The sequence below is a fragment of the Rathayibacter sp. SD072 genome, from assembly GCF_017355185.1.
Classification (GTDB): Bacteria; Actinomycetota; Actinomycetes; order Actinomycetales; family Microbacteriaceae; genus Rathayibacter.
The window spans coordinates 79,683-97,487 of sequence record NZ_JADILJ010000003.1 but is presented as its reverse complement, the minus strand read 5'-3'; the positions used below and the strand labels follow the sequence as shown (position 1 = coordinate 97,487).

Below are 17,805 nucleotides of genomic sequence, written 5' to 3'. Positions count from 1 at the left end.
CGCACCGTTGAGGAGTCACTGTGCTTTCCTTCGTGCTCAGGCGGCTGGGGTCGGGACTTGTCCTGATCTTCATCGTGACCGCCATCACCTTCTTCCTTACCTTCGGCGCGGGCATCCCCGTCGCACTGAATCTGCTCGGACCCACCGCCTCGCCCGAAGCCGTCGCGGTGCTCAACGCTGACCTGGGTCTGGATCGCCCGATCTTCGAGCAGTACTTCGCGTGGCTGTCCGGAGTCTTCCGAGGCGACCTGGGCACGTCCTACTTCACTAGCGAGCCCGTCGCCGAAGCGCTCGTGAATCGCCTACCCGTGACTCTCTCCATCGTGGCCGTGGCCTGCATCATCACGGTCGCCGGAAGTGTGCTCTTAGGAGTCGCCTCGGCAGCGCGGGGTGGGTGGCTCGACGGGGTGCTGCAGAGCATCGCGACGTTCTCCTACGTCTTCCCGGCCATCGTCTTGGGCATCGTCCTCGTCTACTTCTTCGCTATCGTTCTCCAATGGGTCCCAGCCATCGGATTCGTCACCCTCGAGGAGTCCTTCGGCGGATGGTTCGCCTCGGTCATCTTGCCTGCAGTGGTGCTGTCGATCGGCGGCATCGCGTCGCTGGCCGCTCAGATTCGCGGTTCGATGATCGACGAGCTCAATCGTGAATACGTCCGTTCCCTTCGCAGCCGCGGCGTTTCTGAAGCGTCGATCCTCCTCAAGCACACCCTGCGTAACGCTGCTGGACCGGGCCTGACGACCTTCTCGCTCATGTTCATCTCGATGTTCGGAGCGTCGCTCTTCGTGGAAAAAATCTTCGCGCTACCTGGCTTCGGGACCTACGGGTACCTCGCCACTATTCAAGGGGATCTTCCGGCCATGCTCGGCGTCTCGCTGTTCAGCGTCGGCCTGGTCGTCGTCGTCAACCTCATCGTCGACCTGGCGAACGGCTGGCTCAACCCGAAGGTGAGAGTCTCATGACCGTCTACGACCCCTCTGATTCCCTGGTCGTCAACGAACTGGGCGACCTCACCGCGAAGAAGAGAGCGGGTGCGTTCCGGCGTTTACTGCGCAAGCCGCTCGGTCTTGCGAGTCTCCTCGTCCTACTTGGCATCCTGATGCTCGGCCTGCTTGAACCCGTCCTGAGCACTCACGACCCGCTGTTCGCCTCCCTCGATCACATCAACGCCCCGCTTGGGACACCCGGCTGGCCTCTGGGCGGCGACCAGTTCGGACGCGACATCTGGGCGCGGGTCTTGACCTCCATCAACGTCTCCCTCGTCTCGGCCCTCATCGGCGCAGGTGTGGGAATCGTGGTCGGCTCCGTTTTCGGCCTCATCGCCGGCTACGTCGGCAAGAAGACGGACGCTGTCGCCTCGTGGGTCTTCAACCTTCTGATGACATTCCCCGCGCTGATCCTTGTGATGGTGCTGTATCCGGTGATGGGAAGCAGCTACCAGGGGATGATGCTGATCTTCGGTGTCTTTCTCGCTCCCGGCATCTTCCGCCTGGTCCGCAACCTCGTCGAGGGCGTACGGAACGAGCTGTACGTCGACGCTGCCCGAGTGTCGGGACTGTCCAATCGACGAATCCTCTCGCGTCACGTCTTCTACGTCGTTCGAGGTCCGGTGATCATCTCGGCGTCCTTCCTCGCTAGCGCTGCCATCGGTGTCCAGGCAGGCCTGGCTTTCCTCGGATTCGGCTCGACCCAGACACCGAGCTTCGGGTCCATGACGGCCGACGCTTTCACCAACATCTACACGCAGCCGGTTCAGCTCGTATGGCCGGCTCTGTTCCTCGCGTTGCTCAACGGCGGGCTCATCCTGATCGGGAACGCCTACCGCGATGTGCTCGCAGGACCGCAATCGACAGCGAAGAAGAAGCGCAGCCTGGAGGAGGCGATCGTCGAGCCGGCCGCCGGCGCGTCTAGGCAGAACGCTGATCGTGGCGGATTGCTCAGCGTCCGCAATCTTCGTGTGCGCTACCCGATGCCCGACGGCAGCTACCGCGCGGTGGTGCGCGGCGTGTCGATCGACGTGAACCCCGGCGAGATCGTCGGTCTGGTCGGTGAATCAGGGTCCGGCAAGACGCAGACGGCATTCTCCGTTCTGGGCCTGCTTCCTAAGGAGGCAGTCATCACAGCGGACGTGCTGACGCTCGCCGGCGACTCGCTTCTGGGTAAGTCCACCGGCGAGTTGCGGCGGCTTCGAGGTGGAGTCATCTCCTACGTTCCGCAGGAGCCGATGGCTAACCTCGACCCGAGCTTCACCATCGGCAGTCAGCTGATGGAGGGGCTGACCAAGAGCATGTCGCGCAAGGAGGCGAAGCAATCGATTCTCACGCTCCTCGCCCGGGTCGGGATCCAGGACCCAGAGCGAACCTTTCGCTCGTATCCGCATCAAATTTCGGGCGGAATGGCTCAACGCGTGCTCATCGCGGGGGCGGTCGTCTCGCGCCCCAAACTGCTGATCGCAGATGAGCCGACCACGGCGCTTGATGTCACTGTGCAAGCAGAGATTCTGGATCTGCTTCGCGAGCTCCAAGGAGAGCTCGGGATGGGAATGCTGCTCGTCACTCACAACTTCGGAGTCATCGCCGATCTCGCGGACCGCGTCGTCGTGATGCGTGATGGCGAGGTGGTCGAAGAGGGGTCGGTCCGGGATATCTTCCACGCGCCGACGCAGCCCTACACCCAAGAACTCATCAGCTCCATCCTCGACGAGGACACGGTCCGCGAGGACCCGCCCACGACTGTGAGAGCCGCGGGCGGAGAGGAAACAAAATGACCGCACTACTCGAGATCCGCGACCTCACGCTCAGCTACCCGGGCCGAGGATTCCGGCGGCGCTCCCCCGAGATCTTGAAAGGAATCTCTCTCGACATCGCTCCCGGTGAGACGCTCGGTCTCGTAGGCGAATCAGGATCGGGCAAGACAACGCTCGGCCGGGCTGTCCTCGGCCTGGCGACTCCCACGGGGGGAAGCATCGTTCTTGATGGACGGGACATCACACATCTGACGGCGAAGGAACGTCGCGGGCTCGCCCGTGACGTGCAAGTCGTCTTCCAGGACCCCTACACGAGCCTGAACCCCGCTCTACAGATCGCCGACATCCTGGCGGAACCGCTGATCGCGCAAGGCGTCGAAGCCAAGGAAGCTCGTCGAAGCGTCATGGCGCTGCTTGATCGAGTGGGGATGCCCTCGAACTCCGCCGAAAGGTATCCAAGAGAGTTCAGCGGTGGTCAACGGCAACGCGTCGCGATCGCAAGAGCTCTCGCACTGAAGCCACGTCTGATCGTGTGCGACGAGCCCGTCTCGGCGCTCGACCTCACGACTCAAGCGAAGGTCATGGATCTCTTCATCGAACTGCAGCGAGAGACCGGGGTGGCGTATCTTTTCATCACTCATGATCTCTCCGTTGTCCGGCACATCAGTCACCGCGTTGCGGTGATGTATAGAGGAGAGCTGGTCGAGACCGGTCGAACGGCCCAGGTGACGACCACACCGTCCGCGGAATACACCCGCGCCCTGTTGCTGGCGGCACCCACGTCTGACCCTGACAAGCAGCGCGCAAGGCGCGAGGCGCGTCGGGCGCTCAAGACGGCGACGCTTTGAGCGCGCCTAGGGAGCGGCACGGTGACTTCCTCTGTGATGCGCGACTGGGTCACCGTCGCAGCCGAGTCGGTTGCGATCCGCGCAGCGTTGTAGCGATCTTGTGTGCCACTCACCACACGGGTCAGGATGTTCAACGCTAGCAATGTATCGCGCCAAATTGAGAGCATGTCAGTTCTGACGTGCGGCCGCTCCCACCCTTTCGTAGCCATGCGGCCTGAGCACCGGGCACAGGTGGAGGGTCTCAGCCCTACGCCGTGGCGACGGTGGCCGTTCCGATGTCGAAGCCTGCTCCGCCGGGCACCGAGTCGAGCAGGCGGCGGGTGTAGTCGGAGCGCGGACGGAAGTAGACCTGCTCGACCGTCCCGTACTCGACGACGCGTCCATGGAAAAGGACCATCACCGTGTCGCTCACGCGCTGCACGACTTCGAGGTTGTGGGAGATGAAGAGCATCGTCATGTTCAGTTCGTGGCGAAGTTGATCCAGCAGGGTCAGGATCTCGGCCTGGACGGAGACGTCGAGGGCCGACGTGATCTCGTCGGCGATGATCAGCTCGGGCTCGATTGCCAGCGCGCGGGCGATCGCGATGCGTTGGCGCTGTCCGCCGGAGAACTCGTGCGGGTACCGATCGGCGACCTCCGGGTCTAGCCGTACGGTCTCGAGCCAGCGGGTGATGGCGTCGGCGTGCTGTGCGACCCGTCCGCCCCGGGGATCGATCGCCTCGGCGATGGCCTGACCGATCGTGCGGCGGGGATTCAGTGACGAGTACGGATCCTGCGGGATCAGCTGGATCCGGCGGCGTAGCGCCCGACGTTCGGCGGGTCGTGAGGTCGAGATCTCCTGCCCGTCGACGAGCAGCCGGCCGCGCGCCGAGGGAATCTGTCCGACGATCGCCTTGGCCAGCGTGGACTTGCCGGAGCCGGACTCGCCGACGATTCCGAGGGTAGTCCCGCGGGGAACGGTCATGTCGATGTCGTCTAGCGCGGCGACGCTCGCGCGGCCGCTGCCGTAGTCGACTCCGAAGTCGCGCAGCTCGAGCAGGGGCGGGGCGGGTGCGGTCGATGCGGTCATGCCTTTGCTCCCAAGCTGTCGTGTGCCGGATCGTCCTGACTGAGGGAGACCTCGGCCGCCGGTTCCTCCTGCGTCAGTTGCGGTGTCGCGGCCAGGAGGAGCTTGGTGTACGGATGCTCGACGGCTCCGCTCTCGATCTGGTCGGCGGTGATCCGCTCGACGATCCGGCCGTCCTTCATGACGAGCACGTTGTCGCAGAGGGCGCGGACGACGCCGAGGTCGTGTGAGATGAACAGCAGCGCGGTGCCGCGGTCGCGATTGATCGCGCGGAAGAGCCGAAGCACGTCGGCCTGCACGGTGACGTCGAGGGCCGTGGTCGGCTCATCGGCGATGATCAGTCGCGGATCCGTGGCGAGCGTCGAGGCGATCATCGAGCGTTGCAGCATGCCGCCGGAGAGTTCGTGCGGGTGTTGGCCGAGGCGCTTGTGGGCCTCGGTGATGCGCATTGACTCAAGCGCCGCGACGATCCGCTCGTCGGCTTCCGTGCGCCCCCAGTCGAGGTGGACGCGACCGGTCTCGGTGAGCTGGGCACGCATCCGTAGTGCCGGGTTGAAGGTCGATCCAGGGTCCTGGTAGACCAGGCCGACCTGGGTCGCGAGCGCGGTGCGGTCGACGGTGCCGAGGAGGTCGAGGTCGCCGATCCGCATCGTCTCGGCGCGGACGGTCAGCTCGCTCGGCAAGAGGTCGGCGAGGGCCATGGCGGTCATGGACTTGCCGGAGCCGCTCTCACCGACGAGGCCGAGGATCTCGCCCGGCGCGATGGTGAAGCTGATGTCGTCGACCAGCGTGCGCCCATTCGGAGCGAGGACGGTCAGACCATCGACCTGCACGAGTGCACTCGTGCGGGCGGCGGGCACGGCGCCGCGGAGCAAGGTGCGCACGCCGCGGGCGAAGCGCCGGCCGCTGCGCGGGTCGGTCGCGGCGGCGATGCCGTCGCCCACGAGGATCGCGGCGAGCCCGGTCGCGGTGATCATCACGGCGGGGACGATCACCTGTAGCGGCTGCGAGTAGAGGTTGATCAGCGCCTCGTTGAGCAGCCGCCCGTAGTCGTAGCTCGGGTTCTGCACGCCGAGGCCGACGAACGAAAGGCTGGAGAGCTCTATGAGGACGATCGAGAACATTGAGGCGGTCATCACGAGGAGGGGCTCGGCCATGTTCGGGAGAAGGTGGCGGGAGAAAATGCGGTGGACAGGGACATCCATCAGGCGTGCCGTCGAGACATAGTTGCGCTGGCTGACGGAGGCGGCGAGGTTCGCGGTGACGCGGGCGAAGCCGGGAACGTTGGCGATGGCGATCGCGAGGACCGCCGACCAGGTGCCGGCACCGAGGACCGCCGCGATGATCAGGGCGAAGACGATAGTGGGGTACGCCACGGCGGCGTCGATCAGTCGGAGGCCGAGCTCGCGGACGCGGCGAGGTGCGAGCCAGACGAAGCAGCCGAGCAGCGCTCCGGCGGCGACGGCGAGGAAGGTGCCGGCGGTGGTCATCACCAGTGTGAGCCGGGTGGCCACGAGGGTGCGCGCCAGGATGTCGCGGCCGAAGTCGTCGGTGCCCAGCAGGTGCGCGGCGCTGGGTCCCTGGGACGCCTCCGAGGTGAGCGTCTCGGCCTGCTCGGTGAGGAAGAAGGGGCTGACGATTCCGATCACTACGATGATGCCGAGCAGGACGAGTCCGGCGATCAAGCCTGGGGTGAGGCGGGTGCTGCGGGCGCGTGCTGCCGTGGATCCGGACATCGCTACTTCCCTCCGAGGGTGCGCGGGTCGACTATCCCGAGGATCACGTCGACCGCGATGTTGATGAGGATGGCGAGGAGGCCGATCACGAGGATGACGCCCTGGATGACGGGGTAGTCCTTGTTCACGATCGCCGTAATGATCTCGCGGCCGAGGCCGGGCCAGGCGAAGACTGTCTCGATGGTGATCGCTCCGCCGAGCATGCCGGCGAGGATGGTTCCCGCCAGGGTGAGCGCCGTGGTGAGGAGGTTCGGCAGAGCGTGCCGGGTGTAGAGCCGTGCGCCGCTCAGTCGGCGGCCGCGGGCGGTGCGCATGAAGTCCTGCTCCAGCACGGTCGCGGTCTCGCGGCGTACCACCCGAGCGATCCCGCAGACGCCGCCGATCGAGATGCCGATGACCGGCAGTATGAGGGCGGCGGGAGTCGCGGCTCCCGCGGCGGGCAGGATGCGCGCTCCGATCGCGAAGACGATGATGAGGACGGTCGCGACCACGTAGGGCGGGATCGCCTGGAGGAATCCGGTGCCGGTGCCGAACGCGACGTCGAGCCAGCGCCGGCGGCCGCCTCGGGTGAGCACGCCGACGGTGACTCCCAGCGGAATCGCCACGAGCAGCACGACGAGGATGCCGAGCCCTGCGAGGGAGGCGGTGTAGGGGAGCTTGGTGGCGATGATCGTCGCGACGGATGTCCCGTAGGCGAAGGAATTTCCGAGATCGCCGACGAAGAGTCCGCCGACATAGTCGATGAATCGGAGCCAGAGCGGATCGTCGAGCTTGAGGTCCGCGCGAATCGCATCGATCTGCTCGGACGTCGCATCGGCACCCGCCACGGCTACGGCCGGGTCGCCGGGGATCAGCGGGACGATCAGGAAGGTGACGACGACGAGCAGGCTGAGCGAGAGCAGCAGGCCCAGGCCGCGTCGCACGGCGTAGGCACCCCAGCCGGAGAGTCCGGTCGATCGTGTGCGCATCACGATCGCCTTGGTCGCGGTGTTCTCAGCGGCCGCCTCGGTGATGGTCTGACTCATCGTCGTCACCTTCCCTGATTCGGTGGTTGTCTCGGCGGACTACTTGGTGATCCGGAGGGTGGACCAGTCGAGGATGTCCGACGGGGTCGAGATCGAGAATCCTGCGCGCTGGATGACGAACTGGGTTCCGCCGGTGAGGGGCACGATGACGTTGTCCTGCAGGATCAGCTCCTGCACCTTCTGGTACGCGGCTCCCTTCGCCTCGTCGTCGGTCGCAGCTTGCGCCTCGGCGATCGCCGCGACGATCTCGGGGTTCTCGCCGCCGCCGATGTTGCGTCCGCCCAGCTCGGTGGGCGTGCCGGAGACGCGGGTGGCCGAGGCGGCGACGGTTCCGACGAAGTTCGCATCGCCCTGGACGGTGATGTCCCAGGTGTCGGGCTGCTGCTGGGTCATGGTCGCCCAGGCGCCGTTGTCGACGTTCTGCAGCTCGACCGTGGCGCCGACGGCGCGCAGGGCCTCCTGCACGTAGGTGTTGCCGGCGCCGTTGACCCCGATGGCGGTGGTGCCGACCATCTTGAAGGTCTTCCCCTCGAGGACCTCGCGGGCCTCGTCGAGGTTCTTCTTGGTGAGGTACTCGTCGTCCGTCAGGGCGAAGGGGATGTTCGGGGCGACGATGGAGAACATCTCGAAGCCTTTGCCGCCGTAGGCCGCGGCGTCGAAGGCCTGCGGATCGATCGCCTGGGCAACCGCCTTGCGCAGGGCCGGGTCCGTGAACGGGTGCCCCTCGCGCTCGTTGAACAGCAGCCAGGTGCCATTGGCGGGAACGGTGGCCGTGCCGAAGGCAGCTTCATCGCTGAACCGCTCGGAGTCGGCGGGGGCGACCGTCGCCACGTCGAGCTCCCCGGTGGAGAGCTGATTCGCCGCGGTCGCGGGGGCGACGCCCGCGGCAAAGACGAGCTTCGCGGCGGGCACGCCAGGAACCTCCTTCGCGAAGGTGGGCCACGCGTCGTAGTCCTCGCGCAGGCTCATCTCGTAGCTGACGCCGTGCGTCGCCGAGGCCACCGTGTAGGGGCCCGAAAAGGCGCCCTCGACGGTCCCGGCGGCGAGGCCTTCCTTGTCGGCCAGGCCGGCGGGGCAGATGATCCCCGACTGTGGGAGGGTCAGTCCGCGAAGGGTCTCCGACCACGGCTGGGCCAGGGCGATCGAGACGGTGCCGGCCGCGTCGTCCGCAGTGATCGTCGGTGTGCCGGGCCCGAAGACGAGCTTGGCGAAGTTGTTCTTCGTCTCCGGGTCGGCGAAGTAGGTCAGGGAGTCCGCGACGACCGTCGGGGTGATCTCCGTTCCGTCGGCGCAGGTGGCGCCGTCGCGGATGGTCAGGGTGGCCTCGGTCGGGGTGGCGTCCCACTCGGAGGCGAGCCCGCCGACGAGTGCGCCGTCGTCGTCGCGGCGGAGGACCGAGTCGAAGAGCAGGCGGGCGACCACGTAGTCGTCCTGTGCGTTGGCCTTCGCCGCATCGAAGCTGGTGGGATCGGAGCCGAAGGTTCCGCGGATGGTGTCGGTCGAGTAGCTGCCGGGGGTAGAGGCGGCCTCCGGGGTGGCGGAGCACGACGAGAGCAGCAACGCTGCTGCTGCTGCCGTTGCGACGGTGGCGACGCGGATAAGTGTGGGCACGGGTTCTCCTGTTGACAAGTGGGGGCAGGGAGATCAGGTACCGAAGACGAGGGTCATCGGCTGGTGCAAGAATGAGAATTGATTCTCGAATAGGAGAACAGTCGCATATCTTGGGGACCGTCGGAAGACCCAGAACCACCTGATTTCGCGAATTTACGTCGAGGGCGTCGCGTTGAAACATCATCGAAATGAACGCGCCGCCCGCCGTCGTGCTCCCGGCGTCGCCGGCGGTTTAAGCAGTCACGCTGGCGGAGGAGTCGCAGGAAGGAATCCCGAAGCCGATGATCGTCAGCTCCAGCGCCTGGGGCTTAGAGCCCCGGAGACCGGCGTGGGCGGCGAGGGTACTCCGGGATGCTCAATGGGGCGCTCATGCGCGGGGTCCTCCCACTCCGTACCGAGTCCGCGAGGGTCAGGCGGTGAGCTCGGCGGGGACCGGCTGCCGGCGGGCTTCAGCCCAGCCGCGCATGGCGCCGGTGAAGGTGTTCACGAGCCGGGCGCCGATCTCGGGTCCCGAGAGTCCGACGGTCTCGAGGAGGTCGAAGATCTCGCGCGGATCGAAGAGGACGTTCCAAAGGAAGAGTCCCTCGTCGCCGATATCGGGGATGTCGAGTTCGGCGGCGGCCTCGGCGACCGGGCGTCCGACAGCCTCCGCCTGCGCGGAGAGGTAGGCCGTTCCGGCGCGCAGTCGCTTGAGATAGCCCTCGTCGGAGCGGCTGTGGATCATCGCGGCGCCGTTCTTGACGACGAGCCGCACCCACTCCTGCGAGACCGCCTCGAGTAGCGCGACTCCGGTGGCGTCGCAGGTGCGGCTATAGGCCAGCAGCTGGCGGCCGACGTCGTCTCGGAACTCAGCCAGCACCTCGCCGACCGAGGCGAAGTGGCGGTAGGCCGTCGCGGTCGAGACGTCCGCGCGCTCCGCGATGTCAGCCATCCGGACAGCCATGCCCTTGCGTGCCACGAGGAAGACCGCTGCCTTCACGATCCTGCGGCGGTTGCGTTCTTGGTCGCTACGCATGCTAACCCTCAGTCGATCGATGTGCGGAAGCCCTCGAAAGCGGCCTTCAGCCGCTCGGTGCCGGTGCGGATGGCATCCTCACTGGCAGCGTAGGACAGGCGGAGGTGGTTCTCCCCATTGGCTCCAAACTCGAACCCGGGACGGACGGCGACGCCGGCGTCGCGCAGACGCGCGACGAGCTCGACCGAACCGATCGAGAGGTCGTAGCGAGGGAAGAAGTAGAACGCGCCCTCCGGTTCGCTGATGGTCAGTCCGGGGACCGACTCGAGTCCGGCCCGCATGAGCTCCCGACGGGACGCGTAGGCCTCCCGCATCGTGTCGACATCGGGACCGGCCGATTCGAGAGCGACCAGTGCCGCGTCCTGCACGGCGGTGTTCACTGAGCCGTTGAAGGTGTTGTGCACCCGGGAGGCGGCGCGGATGAGCTCGCTCGGGCCGGCAAGGTAGCCGACCCGCCAGCCGGTCATCGCGTAGCTCTTCGAGAAGGTCTGGCAGTAGACGGTCCGGGCGGGCAGGCCGGCGACGGAGAGGGCCGACGTGAACGGCCGGCCGGTGAAGTCGAGCGCGTCGTACGCCTCGTCGGAAATGACGATGGTGTCGGTACCGTCGAGGAATCCGGCGAGGGCCTCGAGCTCCTCGCGGGTGTGCACGATGCCGGTCGGGTTGCCGGGATTGCAAAACACGAACAGGCGGGCGCCGACGAGCGCGTCCCGGAGGTGGTCGAGGTCCCAGTGGAGATCCGCTGCGATCGGGACGTGGACCGCTACTCCCCCGGCCATGCTGACGAGGTCGCTGTAGAGCGAGTAGGTGGGGTCGGGGATGACGACGCGGTCCCCCGGCCCGACGAGCCCCAGGATCGCGGCGGCCAGGCCGCCGGTGCCGCCGTGGGTGATCAGGATGTCGGCGGCGGAGACGTCCTCGCCGGAGAGTGAGGAGAGCCGGGGGGCGAGGGCTTCGCGCAGCGCCGGCTCTCCGGCGAGGGGCGAGTAGTGCGTGCGGCCGGCCGCGAGGGCTCGCTCGGCCGCATCGCGGATCACGAGGGGCGTGTCGAAGTTCGGCTCGCCCATGGCGAGGGAGACGAGGCTCGCGCTCGACTGGGGCTGCTGAACGCGGCGCGAGGTGCTCTCGATGCGGTCGACGGCCGGGGAGGCGCCGAAGGAGTGGTGAGCGGTCAGGAGTGTCATGAGTGGTGGGTTCCTAGCTGGCGGCGGAAGTCTGGCGGGTCGTGCCCTCGGGCGCGCCGACCCAGCGGCTCACCTCGAGATCCTGGGAGACGTCGCGTTGACGGGTGGGCGCGACGACGATCTCCTGCAGCACGACCCTCTGGGGAAGGGCGACTGCGAGGCGGATCGCCTCGGCGACGTCGATGGGCTGGAGCATGTTCAGGCGCTCCTCCGGGCGAGGGGGCCGAGCGCGGTTGTCGAGGATCGGGGTGTCCGCCTCGCCCGGCAGGATCGTGATCGCCCGGAGGCCCTCGTTGCGGAACGTGGTGTGCAGGAAGGTCATGAAGTTGCGGACGGCGGCCTTCGCAGCGCCGTAGGCGGCGCCGCCCAGCAGATTGGGTGTCACGGCGGCGAGGGAGGAGACGGTGACGACCGTGCCCCGGGGGCTTGCCAGCAGATCGGGGAGGACCGCCTGGGTGAGCTCGAACACGGCGGTCAGGTTCACATCTACGACGCCCCGCCACTCTTCGGTCGGCGTGTACTGCGGGTTTAGGACGGTGGAGGCGCTGCCCGCGTTGTTGACGAGGACGTCGATGCGGCCGAGCGAGGCGCGCAGGGAGGCGACCGTCGCCCGCATCTCGTCGCCGTTCGAGATGTCGCAGACGGCGACGGTCGAGCTGCCCCCGATCGCGTCGATCCGGGAGGCGACGGCCTGGAGTCGCTCTTCGTTACGGCCGACGAGGACGACATGCGCGCCGTCCGCGGCGAGCAGGACGGCGGTCTCTGCGCCCATGCCGCTGCCGGCTCCGGTGACGAGAGCGTTCAGGGAGGAGAGGGATTCGGTCACGGGGTGATCCTTCCGGGAGAGTACTCGTCAGCGAACTTCATGCGAACATGTTCTCATTCTAGAATACGGTCGCATTTATGTCGTCGTCGATCTGCGCCTCGAGGACATCGGGGAGGACGTTCATCGGGCGGGTGCCGATCGCGCGACCGAGGCCGGCCGCGGTGAAGGCGCTCGAGACGGCGTCCTCGAGCACCTCGATGCGCGCTTGGGCCTCGACGAGCCGTCGATGAGCCCGGGTCCGGTCGACCCAACGGAAGGCCAGGCGGCGGCCCGGCGCGACCTGCCCGAGCAGGGATTGCGCCTCGCGAGTGGCGAAGCCGACGATGGGGTATCCGGCGGTGAGGGTCCGGTAACGCCCAAGGAGGATCAGCTCGTCACCGTGCGGGATCTCCACGGCACCGATGGGGACGCCGTGGGACACGATCTCCTGGTCGCCCTCCGGGTGCAGCACCGGGCCGTCGAGTCGAAGCCCGACATGGTTGGAACGGTCGGTGACGGTGTACAGCGAGGATGCGATCAGGTCGCGGAAGCCTGCGATCCGGTCGGTGAGAGAGCCGGCGACCAGATCGATGGACCAGACCGGGTCATGGTACGCGGGGATCTCGATCGGCAGCCGGAAGAGCGACTGCTCGAAGAAGGTCCGGTGGAAGCCCTGGAAGGCGGTGGTCAGCTCGAGCGTCCGGCCCGCGGTGATGCTCTGGCTGAACCCCATCCGGGCATCGGGAGCGGCGCTCCCGAGGAAGAGATCGGCGTGCAGGGTCCCGTGCAGCGCGAGGTAGGAGCGAGCCCCGGCGTGTGCACCGGAGATCGAGAGCCGGTGGCCGGCCGGGACCACGACGGGGGCCCACTGGTCGACCGGCGTGTCGTCGACCGTCACGACGGCGGGCGTGCCGGTAACGGCGATGAGGACGTCGTCCTTCGGGATCAGAGCGAGCTCTCCTCCCATGCTCTCGAGCAGCGTGGCGCCTCGGGCATTGCCGACGAGGACGTTCGCGATCGTCGCGGCGTTCTGGTCGGCGGCTCCCCCGGTCGGGACGCCGAGGCGTTCCGCGTCGTGCCGCCCGAGGTCCTGCAGCGTGGTCAGCCAGCCGGTCGACACCACCCTCACGGTCGTCGTGATCGTCATCGCTCGTCCTCCGTCCGCGACTCCAGGAATCGGCCGCGCAGGCCCTGCGCCTCCGCGGCGTCGATGAGTCGGAAGCGGATCAGGTCACCCGGTGCGTAGGAGACCGGTGCGCTCCTGGTGATGTCGACGATCTCCAGCGGCGTGCGCCCGACGACGCGCCAGCCGGTCGGTCCGGAGAAGGGCTGGATGATCGCGTTCTCGCCGGCGATCATGATCGAGCCGGCGGGCACATCCGTCCGCGGTTGCGCGCGACGGCGGACCGGAGCGGGGACGTCGAGGCCCGACAGCATCGGGGCCATCGCCGCGGCGAGCAGGGTGACGCTGAAGGAGGATCGCTCGATCCGGGCGAGGACCTCCTGTGGCGGGATCCCGAGCTCGGCGGCGACCTCCTCGAGGTCCGGGGCAGTGTCTGCGTCGGCGGCGAAGGGGACGTCGAGGACGACCGGTGGTCGGCCGGACGCGCTCCCCGTCTCGATCTCGGCGAGGAGGTGCAGTCCGTACTCGAGGCTCTCCGCCGAGGTCTCCAGAGCATCGAACTCGATCAGCAGCGACTCCAGACCGGCGACGACATCGAGCACGGCGTAGGGCCGCCGAGCGAGCACGCGCTCCCGGAACGCGACGATCAGCCGACGCCGGACGTCGGCGTCGTGCGCTTCGATCGTCACCATCACCGCGCTGTCACCGTAGGTCTCGATCGCGATCGGCAGAGGCGCGGTCGTGCTCGGCACCGGCATCAGCCCTGCGCGAGGACGCGCGCCTTCTCCGCGAGGACCTCCTGCAGGCCGACGGCGCGGATCCCCTCGACCTCGAGTGCGGCGCGGAGCACGGTACCGTTCTCGAGCACGTTCGGATGGTCGCCGTGCAGCAGCACGACGTCGCAGTCGTGACCCAGGGGCACTGTGTCTCCGTCGACGGTGACCACGGTGCCGTCGCGCACGACCTGCGCGACCCGTGCTCCGATGGCCGCGGGGTCGTAGATCAGCCCACCCGGGTGCGAGCGGGGAACGGGCATGCCGTCGGCGCCGTACCCTCGGTCGGCGAGGAAGACGTAGCCGACCTGGAGGTTCCGCTTCCGGGCCTCGTCGGCGAGTAGGCCGTTCTGGCAGATGACGATGTAGTCGGGGTTGTACGCGGCGACGGCGTCGGTGATGGCGCGGGCGTGCTTCGCGTCGGTCTGCGCGATGCTGCCCATCCTGCCGTGTGGGGCGACGTGGCTGATGGTGCCGCCGTGCACCCGGGCGAAGGCGTCCAGTGCACCGATCTGGTAGAGGACGTCGGTGCGGATCTCCTCCTCGGAGGCCTCGATCAGGCGCCGGCCGAAGCCGACGAGGTCGGGGTATCCGGGGTGCGCGCCGAGCTCGATTCCGCGGGCGACGCACTCGGCGACGGTCTGATCCATCACGCGGGGATCGCTGGCGTGGAAGCCGCAGGCGATGTTGGAGGCGGTGACCAGTCCGAGGAGGGCCTCGTCGTTGCCGATCGTGTAGTTGCCGAAGCTCTCGCCGAGGTCGGCGACGACGGCGACGGATGAGATGCCCATGGGGTCCTCCTGGAGTGGTGGTGGGGGTGGTGCGAGTGGGGGCGGCGCGAACGGCGCGCCGCCCCCGGTTCTGTCAGTGCGTGCGCAGCGGGAGTCCCTTGGTCTCCTTGAGGAAGAGGACAGAGACGAGCGTGATCGCGGCGGTGATCACCGCGGCGTAGGCGGGGATCAGGCTGGATCCCGTGCTCTGTACGAGGGCGGTCATCACGAGCGGAGCGCTGCCGCCGAAGATGATCGTCGAGAGGCTGAAGCCGATGCTGTACGCGCTGTACCGCACCGTCGTGGGGAACATCTCCGTCAGGACGGTGTGCACGACGGCGGCGTGACCGGAGAAGGCGATCGCCATCACGACGGTCGCGATGCAGGCTGGGACGAATTGGCCGGTGGTGATCATCGAGAACATCGGGATCGCGACGATGCCGACGAGGACGGAGGAGAGGATCAGTACGGGCTTGCGGCCGATGCGGTCGGAGAGGCGCGCCATCAGCGGGATCGAGATGATGATCGCGACCAGCGAGAACGCGGTGACGACGAGCGCCTGCACCATCGTGAAGTTGTTCTCCTCGCCCAGCTGGGTCTTGAGGTAGGTCGGCATGTAGGCGAAGAGGAGGTAGTAGCCGGGGCCGTTCAGCGCCGGCAGGAAGATCGTCAGAGCGATGGCCTTCAGGTGAGTCTTGTTCGTGAAGGCCTCCCGCAGCGGGTTGCGGGCGACGACGTTCCGCTCGCGCAGTGCTTCGAAGTGCGGGGTCTCCTCCATCTTGCGGCGGATGTAGAAGCCGACGTAGCCCAGCGGAGCCGCGAAGAGGAACGGGATGCGCCAGCCCCACTCGGTCATCGTCGTGTCACCGAGGGTGGTGATCAGGATCGCCGAGAAGGCGCTGCCGAACATCAGGGCGAAGAACGAGCCGACGGCGATGAAGCTCATCGAGAAGTTGCGGTGTCGGTCACGGGCGTACTCCCCCACGAACGACATGGCGCCGGCGACCTCGCCGCCGGCGGAAAAGCCTTGCAGCACCCGTAGGGCGATCAGGAGGATCGGTGCGGCGACGCCGATGACGGTCGTCGAGGGAATCAGGCCGATGGCCGCCGTCGCAGCGGAGATCAGGAGCAGGAGCGTGGCGAGCAGCGTCTTCCTGCCCAGCTTGTCGCCGAGGTAGCCGGAGATCACTGCGCCGAAGGGGCGTGCGATGAAGCTGACGAGGAAGCCAACGTTGGTGAGGAAGAGCCCGCCCGCCTCCGCCCCGCCCATGATGTTGATCGCCAGGTAGGTGGTCAGCAGGCCGTAGATGCCGTAGTCGTACCACTCCACGAAGGAGCCGACCGCGCCGGCGATCGTGGCCTTGCGGACGACCTTCCCGTCCGCGGTGACGACGTCGACCATGGCGGTGTCGAGCCGATTCGTTGTGGTCATCGTTGTTCTCTTTCCGAGACACGGAGCCCTCGGGGGCTCCTACCAATCGTGATCTGCCGAGGACCGGCAGCGGAAGACCTAGGGGTGCTTCCTTGAGGCGAAGAGGGGCCGGGCCGGTACGGGACGATCGAGCGTCGTGCTCTATTGAGACTTGAATCACGAATGAGAATAGAGTCGCACTTCGAGACAGTCAAGGCAACCGTAATTCGGTGGTGTAACGAGTTCGTGTCTGGCGGATTTCCGGCTTGATCACCGGTCAGACATGCATGCCAGCGAGCGAGAAGGGGCGCTCGCCCTCTTGCTTCCTCGGCGGTGAGCCTACAGACTTCGGATAATCAAACGCGAACAAATTCGCATTTCTGACACTGGGAGGTTCCATGCAGACCCTCATCGATCAGTCCGTCCGTCCGACCGTCCCCCCGCACCCGCTCGACGAGGCTCGTGCTCAACTCCGCACCGCCGTCGATGCCCTCGGCTACGACGACGGGACCTATGCGCTGCTCGCGACACCGCGCCGCGAGATGACGGTCGGCATCCCGCTCCGGCGCGACGACGGCAGCGTCGAGGTACTGCACGGCTACCGCGTGCAGCACAACTTCTCCCGGGGACCGGCCAAGGGGGGACTGCGGTTCAGCCCGACCGTCGCTCTCGACGACGTCCGGGCTCTAGCGATGTGGATGACCTGGAAGTGCGCCCTCCTGGACCTGCCCTACGGCGGAGCCAAGGGAGGCGTCACCATCGACCCGGCCACCCACTCCCTCGGCGAGCTCGAGCGAGTGACCCGGCGCTACACGAGCGAGATCGCTCCCATCATCGGTCCGGAGCACGACATCCCCGCGCCGGACATCGGCACCGACGAGCGCACGATGGCCTGGATGATGGACACCTACTCCGTGGGCCGCGGCTACACCGTGCCTGGAGTGGTCACCGGCAAGCCGCTCAGCCTGGGCGGCTCGCTCGGCCGCGCAACGGCGACATCCCGCGGGGTGGAGCACGTCTCCCTCGCCGCGCTCGAGCGTCTCGGCATCCCTCAGCAGACGGCGACCGCCGCCGTGCAGGGCTTCGGCAAGGTCGGCCGCTCCGCGGCGCTCTTCCTCGCCGAAGCGGGAGTGCGCGTCGTCGCCGTGAGCGACCAGTTCGGCGCCGTGCACCGTGCGTCCGGCCTCGACCTGCGCGCCCTCACCGACCACGTGGCCCTGACGGGTCGGGTGTCCGGCTTCTCCGAAGCGGACGGCATCGACGGCGCCGAGCTCCTGGAGCTCGACGTCGACCTGCTCGTGCCGGCCGCCGTCGAGGGAGTCCTGCACGAGGGGAACGCGGGGCGGGTCCGCGCCCGTGCGGTCATCGAGGGAGCCAACGGGCCCACGACAGCGGCCGCCGACCGCGTTCTCGCGGACGCCGGCATCCTCGTCGTCCCCGACATCCTCGCGAACGCCGGCGGCGTAATCACCTCGTACTTCGAGTGGGCCCAGGCGAACCAGACCTACCGCTGGCCGCTCGAGGTCGTCGAGCAGCGGCTCCGCGAGCGGATGATCGCGGCGTGGAACGACGTCTCCGCCACGGCCGTCCGCCACGACTGCAGCCTGCGGGAGGCAGCGATGCTCATCGCCGTCGAGCGCGTGACCGAGAGCCACCGCAGCCGCGGCCTCTACCCCTGACCGATCTCTCCCC

At 67.5% G+C, this 17,805-nt stretch carries 15 protein-coding genes; 4 read left to right on the top strand and 11 right to left on the bottom strand.

Annotated features, from left to right (window positions below; genetic code table 11):
• Positions 1-20: 20 nt before the first annotated feature.
• The 3 genes from IOC53_RS02210 to IOC53_RS02200 are packed head-to-tail and all read left to right on the top strand — an operon-like array spanning position 21 to position 3,594.
• The gene (locus IOC53_RS02210) at positions 21-962 is read left to right on the top strand and encodes an ABC transporter permease (RefSeq protein WP_207402753.1); all 942 of its coding nucleotides are present in this window, start codon (positions 21-23) and stop codon (positions 960-962) included.
• On the top strand, positions 959-2,767 hold the full coding sequence (locus tag IOC53_RS02205) for a dipeptide/oligopeptide/nickel ABC transporter permease/ATP-binding protein (RefSeq protein ID WP_207402752.1): 1,809 nt from the start codon (positions 959-961) through the stop codon (positions 2,765-2,767). Before IOC53_RS02210 ends, IOC53_RS02205 begins: the two co-directional genes overlap by 4 nt.
• Entirely contained in the window at positions 2,764-3,594 is an 831-nt protein-coding gene (locus tag IOC53_RS02200; RefSeq protein ID WP_207402751.1) for a dipeptide/oligopeptide/nickel ABC transporter ATP-binding protein, read from the top strand. The genes IOC53_RS02205 and IOC53_RS02200 overlap by 4 nt, the downstream gene beginning before the upstream one ends.
• Positions 3,595-3,841: 247 nt before the next feature.
• Here IOC53_RS02200 and IOC53_RS02195 read toward each other — a convergent pair whose 3' ends face one another.
• From IOC53_RS02195 to IOC53_RS02145, 11 genes are all read right to left on the bottom strand, one after another.
• Positions 3,842-4,663 (bottom strand): ABC transporter ATP-binding protein, encoded by an 822-nt coding sequence (locus IOC53_RS02195; protein WP_207402750.1) that lies wholly within the window; start codon positions 4,661-4,663, stop codon positions 3,842-3,844.
• Positions 4,660-6,396 carry a dipeptide/oligopeptide/nickel ABC transporter permease/ATP-binding protein gene (locus IOC53_RS02190; protein ID WP_207402749.1) on the bottom strand — a complete coding sequence of 579 codons (1,737 nt, stop codon included), beginning with the start codon at positions 6,394-6,396 and terminating at the stop codon, positions 4,660-4,662. The genes IOC53_RS02195 and IOC53_RS02190 overlap by 4 nt, the downstream gene beginning before the upstream one ends.
• Before the next feature lie 2 nt (positions 6,397-6,398).
• Positions 6,399-7,421 carry an ABC transporter permease gene (locus tag IOC53_RS02185; protein ID WP_207402748.1) on the bottom strand — a complete coding sequence of 341 codons (1,023 nt, stop codon included), beginning with the start codon at positions 7,419-7,421 and terminating at the stop codon, positions 6,399-6,401.
• Between the two features lie 39 nt (positions 7,422-7,460).
• Positions 7,461-9,032 (bottom strand): ABC transporter substrate-binding protein, encoded by a 1,572-nt coding sequence (locus IOC53_RS02180; RefSeq protein ID WP_207402747.1) that lies wholly within the window; start codon positions 9,030-9,032, stop codon positions 7,461-7,463.
• 409 nt (positions 9,033-9,441) lie between these two features.
• Positions 9,442-9,963: a TetR family transcriptional regulator gene (locus IOC53_RS02175; protein ID WP_242682796.1), complete on the bottom strand. Its 522-nt coding sequence runs from the start codon at positions 9,961-9,963 to the stop codon at positions 9,442-9,444.
• A 92-nt stretch (positions 9,964-10,055) separates the two neighbouring features.
• Entirely contained in the window at positions 10,056-11,231 is a 1,176-nt protein-coding gene (locus IOC53_RS02170; RefSeq protein ID WP_207402745.1) for a pyridoxal phosphate-dependent aminotransferase, read from the bottom strand.
• 13 nt (positions 11,232-11,244) lie between these two features.
• The gene (locus IOC53_RS02165; protein WP_307786038.1) at positions 11,245-12,057 is read right to left on the bottom strand and encodes an SDR family NAD(P)-dependent oxidoreductase; all 813 of its coding nucleotides are present in this window, start codon (positions 12,055-12,057) and stop codon (positions 11,245-11,247) included.
• Between the two features lie 58 nt (positions 12,058-12,115).
• Entirely contained in the window at positions 12,116-13,183 is a 1,068-nt protein-coding gene (locus IOC53_RS02160) for a biotin-dependent carboxyltransferase family protein (RefSeq protein ID WP_207402744.1), read from the bottom strand.
• On the bottom strand, positions 13,180-13,911 hold the full coding sequence (locus tag IOC53_RS02155) for an allophanate hydrolase subunit 1 (RefSeq protein ID WP_207402743.1): 732 nt from the start codon (positions 13,909-13,911) through the stop codon (positions 13,180-13,182). Before IOC53_RS02155 ends, IOC53_RS02160 begins: the two co-directional genes overlap by 4 nt.
• Positions 13,912-13,916: 5 nt before the next feature.
• The gene (locus IOC53_RS02150; protein WP_207402742.1) at positions 13,917-14,723 is read right to left on the bottom strand and encodes a LamB/YcsF family protein; all 807 of its coding nucleotides are present in this window, start codon (positions 14,721-14,723) and stop codon (positions 13,917-13,919) included.
• 73 nt (positions 14,724-14,796) lie between these two features.
• Positions 14,797-16,134 (bottom strand): MFS transporter, encoded by a 1,338-nt coding sequence (locus IOC53_RS02145; RefSeq protein WP_207402741.1) that lies wholly within the window; start codon positions 16,132-16,134, stop codon positions 14,797-14,799.
• A 377-nt stretch (positions 16,135-16,511) separates the two neighbouring features.
• On the opposite strand from IOC53_RS02145, the gene IOC53_RS02140 reads away from it, so the two are divergent.
• On the top strand, positions 16,512-17,792 hold the full coding sequence (locus tag IOC53_RS02140) for a Glu/Leu/Phe/Val dehydrogenase (RefSeq protein WP_207402740.1): 1,281 nt from the start codon (positions 16,512-16,514) through the stop codon (positions 17,790-17,792).
• Positions 17,793-17,805 lie beyond the last annotated feature (13 nt).

Bases quoted from the DNA above. Each gene is read 5' to 3' on its own strand.
- IOC53_RS02190 (WP_207402749.1), bottom strand. From the start codon at position 6,396: ATGTCCGGATCCACGGCAGCACGCGCCCGCAGCACCCGCCTCACCCCA.
- IOC53_RS02200 (WP_207402751.1), top strand. From the start codon at position 2,764: ATGACCGCACTACTCGAGATCCGCGACCTCACGCTCAGCTACCCGGGC.
- IOC53_RS02150 (WP_207402742.1), bottom strand. From the start codon at position 14,723: ATGGGCATCTCATCCGTCGCCGTCGTCGCCGACCTCGGCGAGAGCTTC.
- IOC53_RS02195 (WP_207402750.1), bottom strand. From the start codon at position 4,663: ATGACCGCATCGACCGCACCCGCCCCGCCCCTGCTCGAGCTGCGCGAC.
- IOC53_RS02205 (WP_207402752.1), top strand. From the start codon at position 959: ATGACCGTCTACGACCCCTCTGATTCCCTGGTCGTCAACGAACTGGGC.
- IOC53_RS02175 (WP_242682796.1), bottom strand. From the start codon at position 9,963: ATGGCTGACATCGCGGAGCGCGCGGACGTCTCGACCGCGACGGCCTAC.
- IOC53_RS02145 (WP_207402741.1), bottom strand. From the start codon at position 16,134: ATGACCACAACGAATCGGCTCGACACCGCCATGGTCGACGTCGTCACC.
- IOC53_RS02170 (WP_207402745.1), bottom strand. From the start codon at position 11,231: ATGACACTCCTGACCGCTCACCACTCCTTCGGCGCCTCCCCGGCCGTC.
- IOC53_RS02140 (WP_207402740.1), top strand. From the start codon at position 16,512: ATGCAGACCCTCATCGATCAGTCCGTCCGTCCGACCGTCCCCCCGCAC.
- IOC53_RS02185 (WP_207402748.1), bottom strand. From the start codon at position 7,421: ATGAGTCAGACCATCACCGAGGCGGCCGCTGAGAACACCGCGACCAAG.
- IOC53_RS02160 (WP_207402744.1), bottom strand. From the start codon at position 13,183: ATGACGATCACGACGACCGTGAGGGTGGTGTCGACCGGCTGGCTGACC.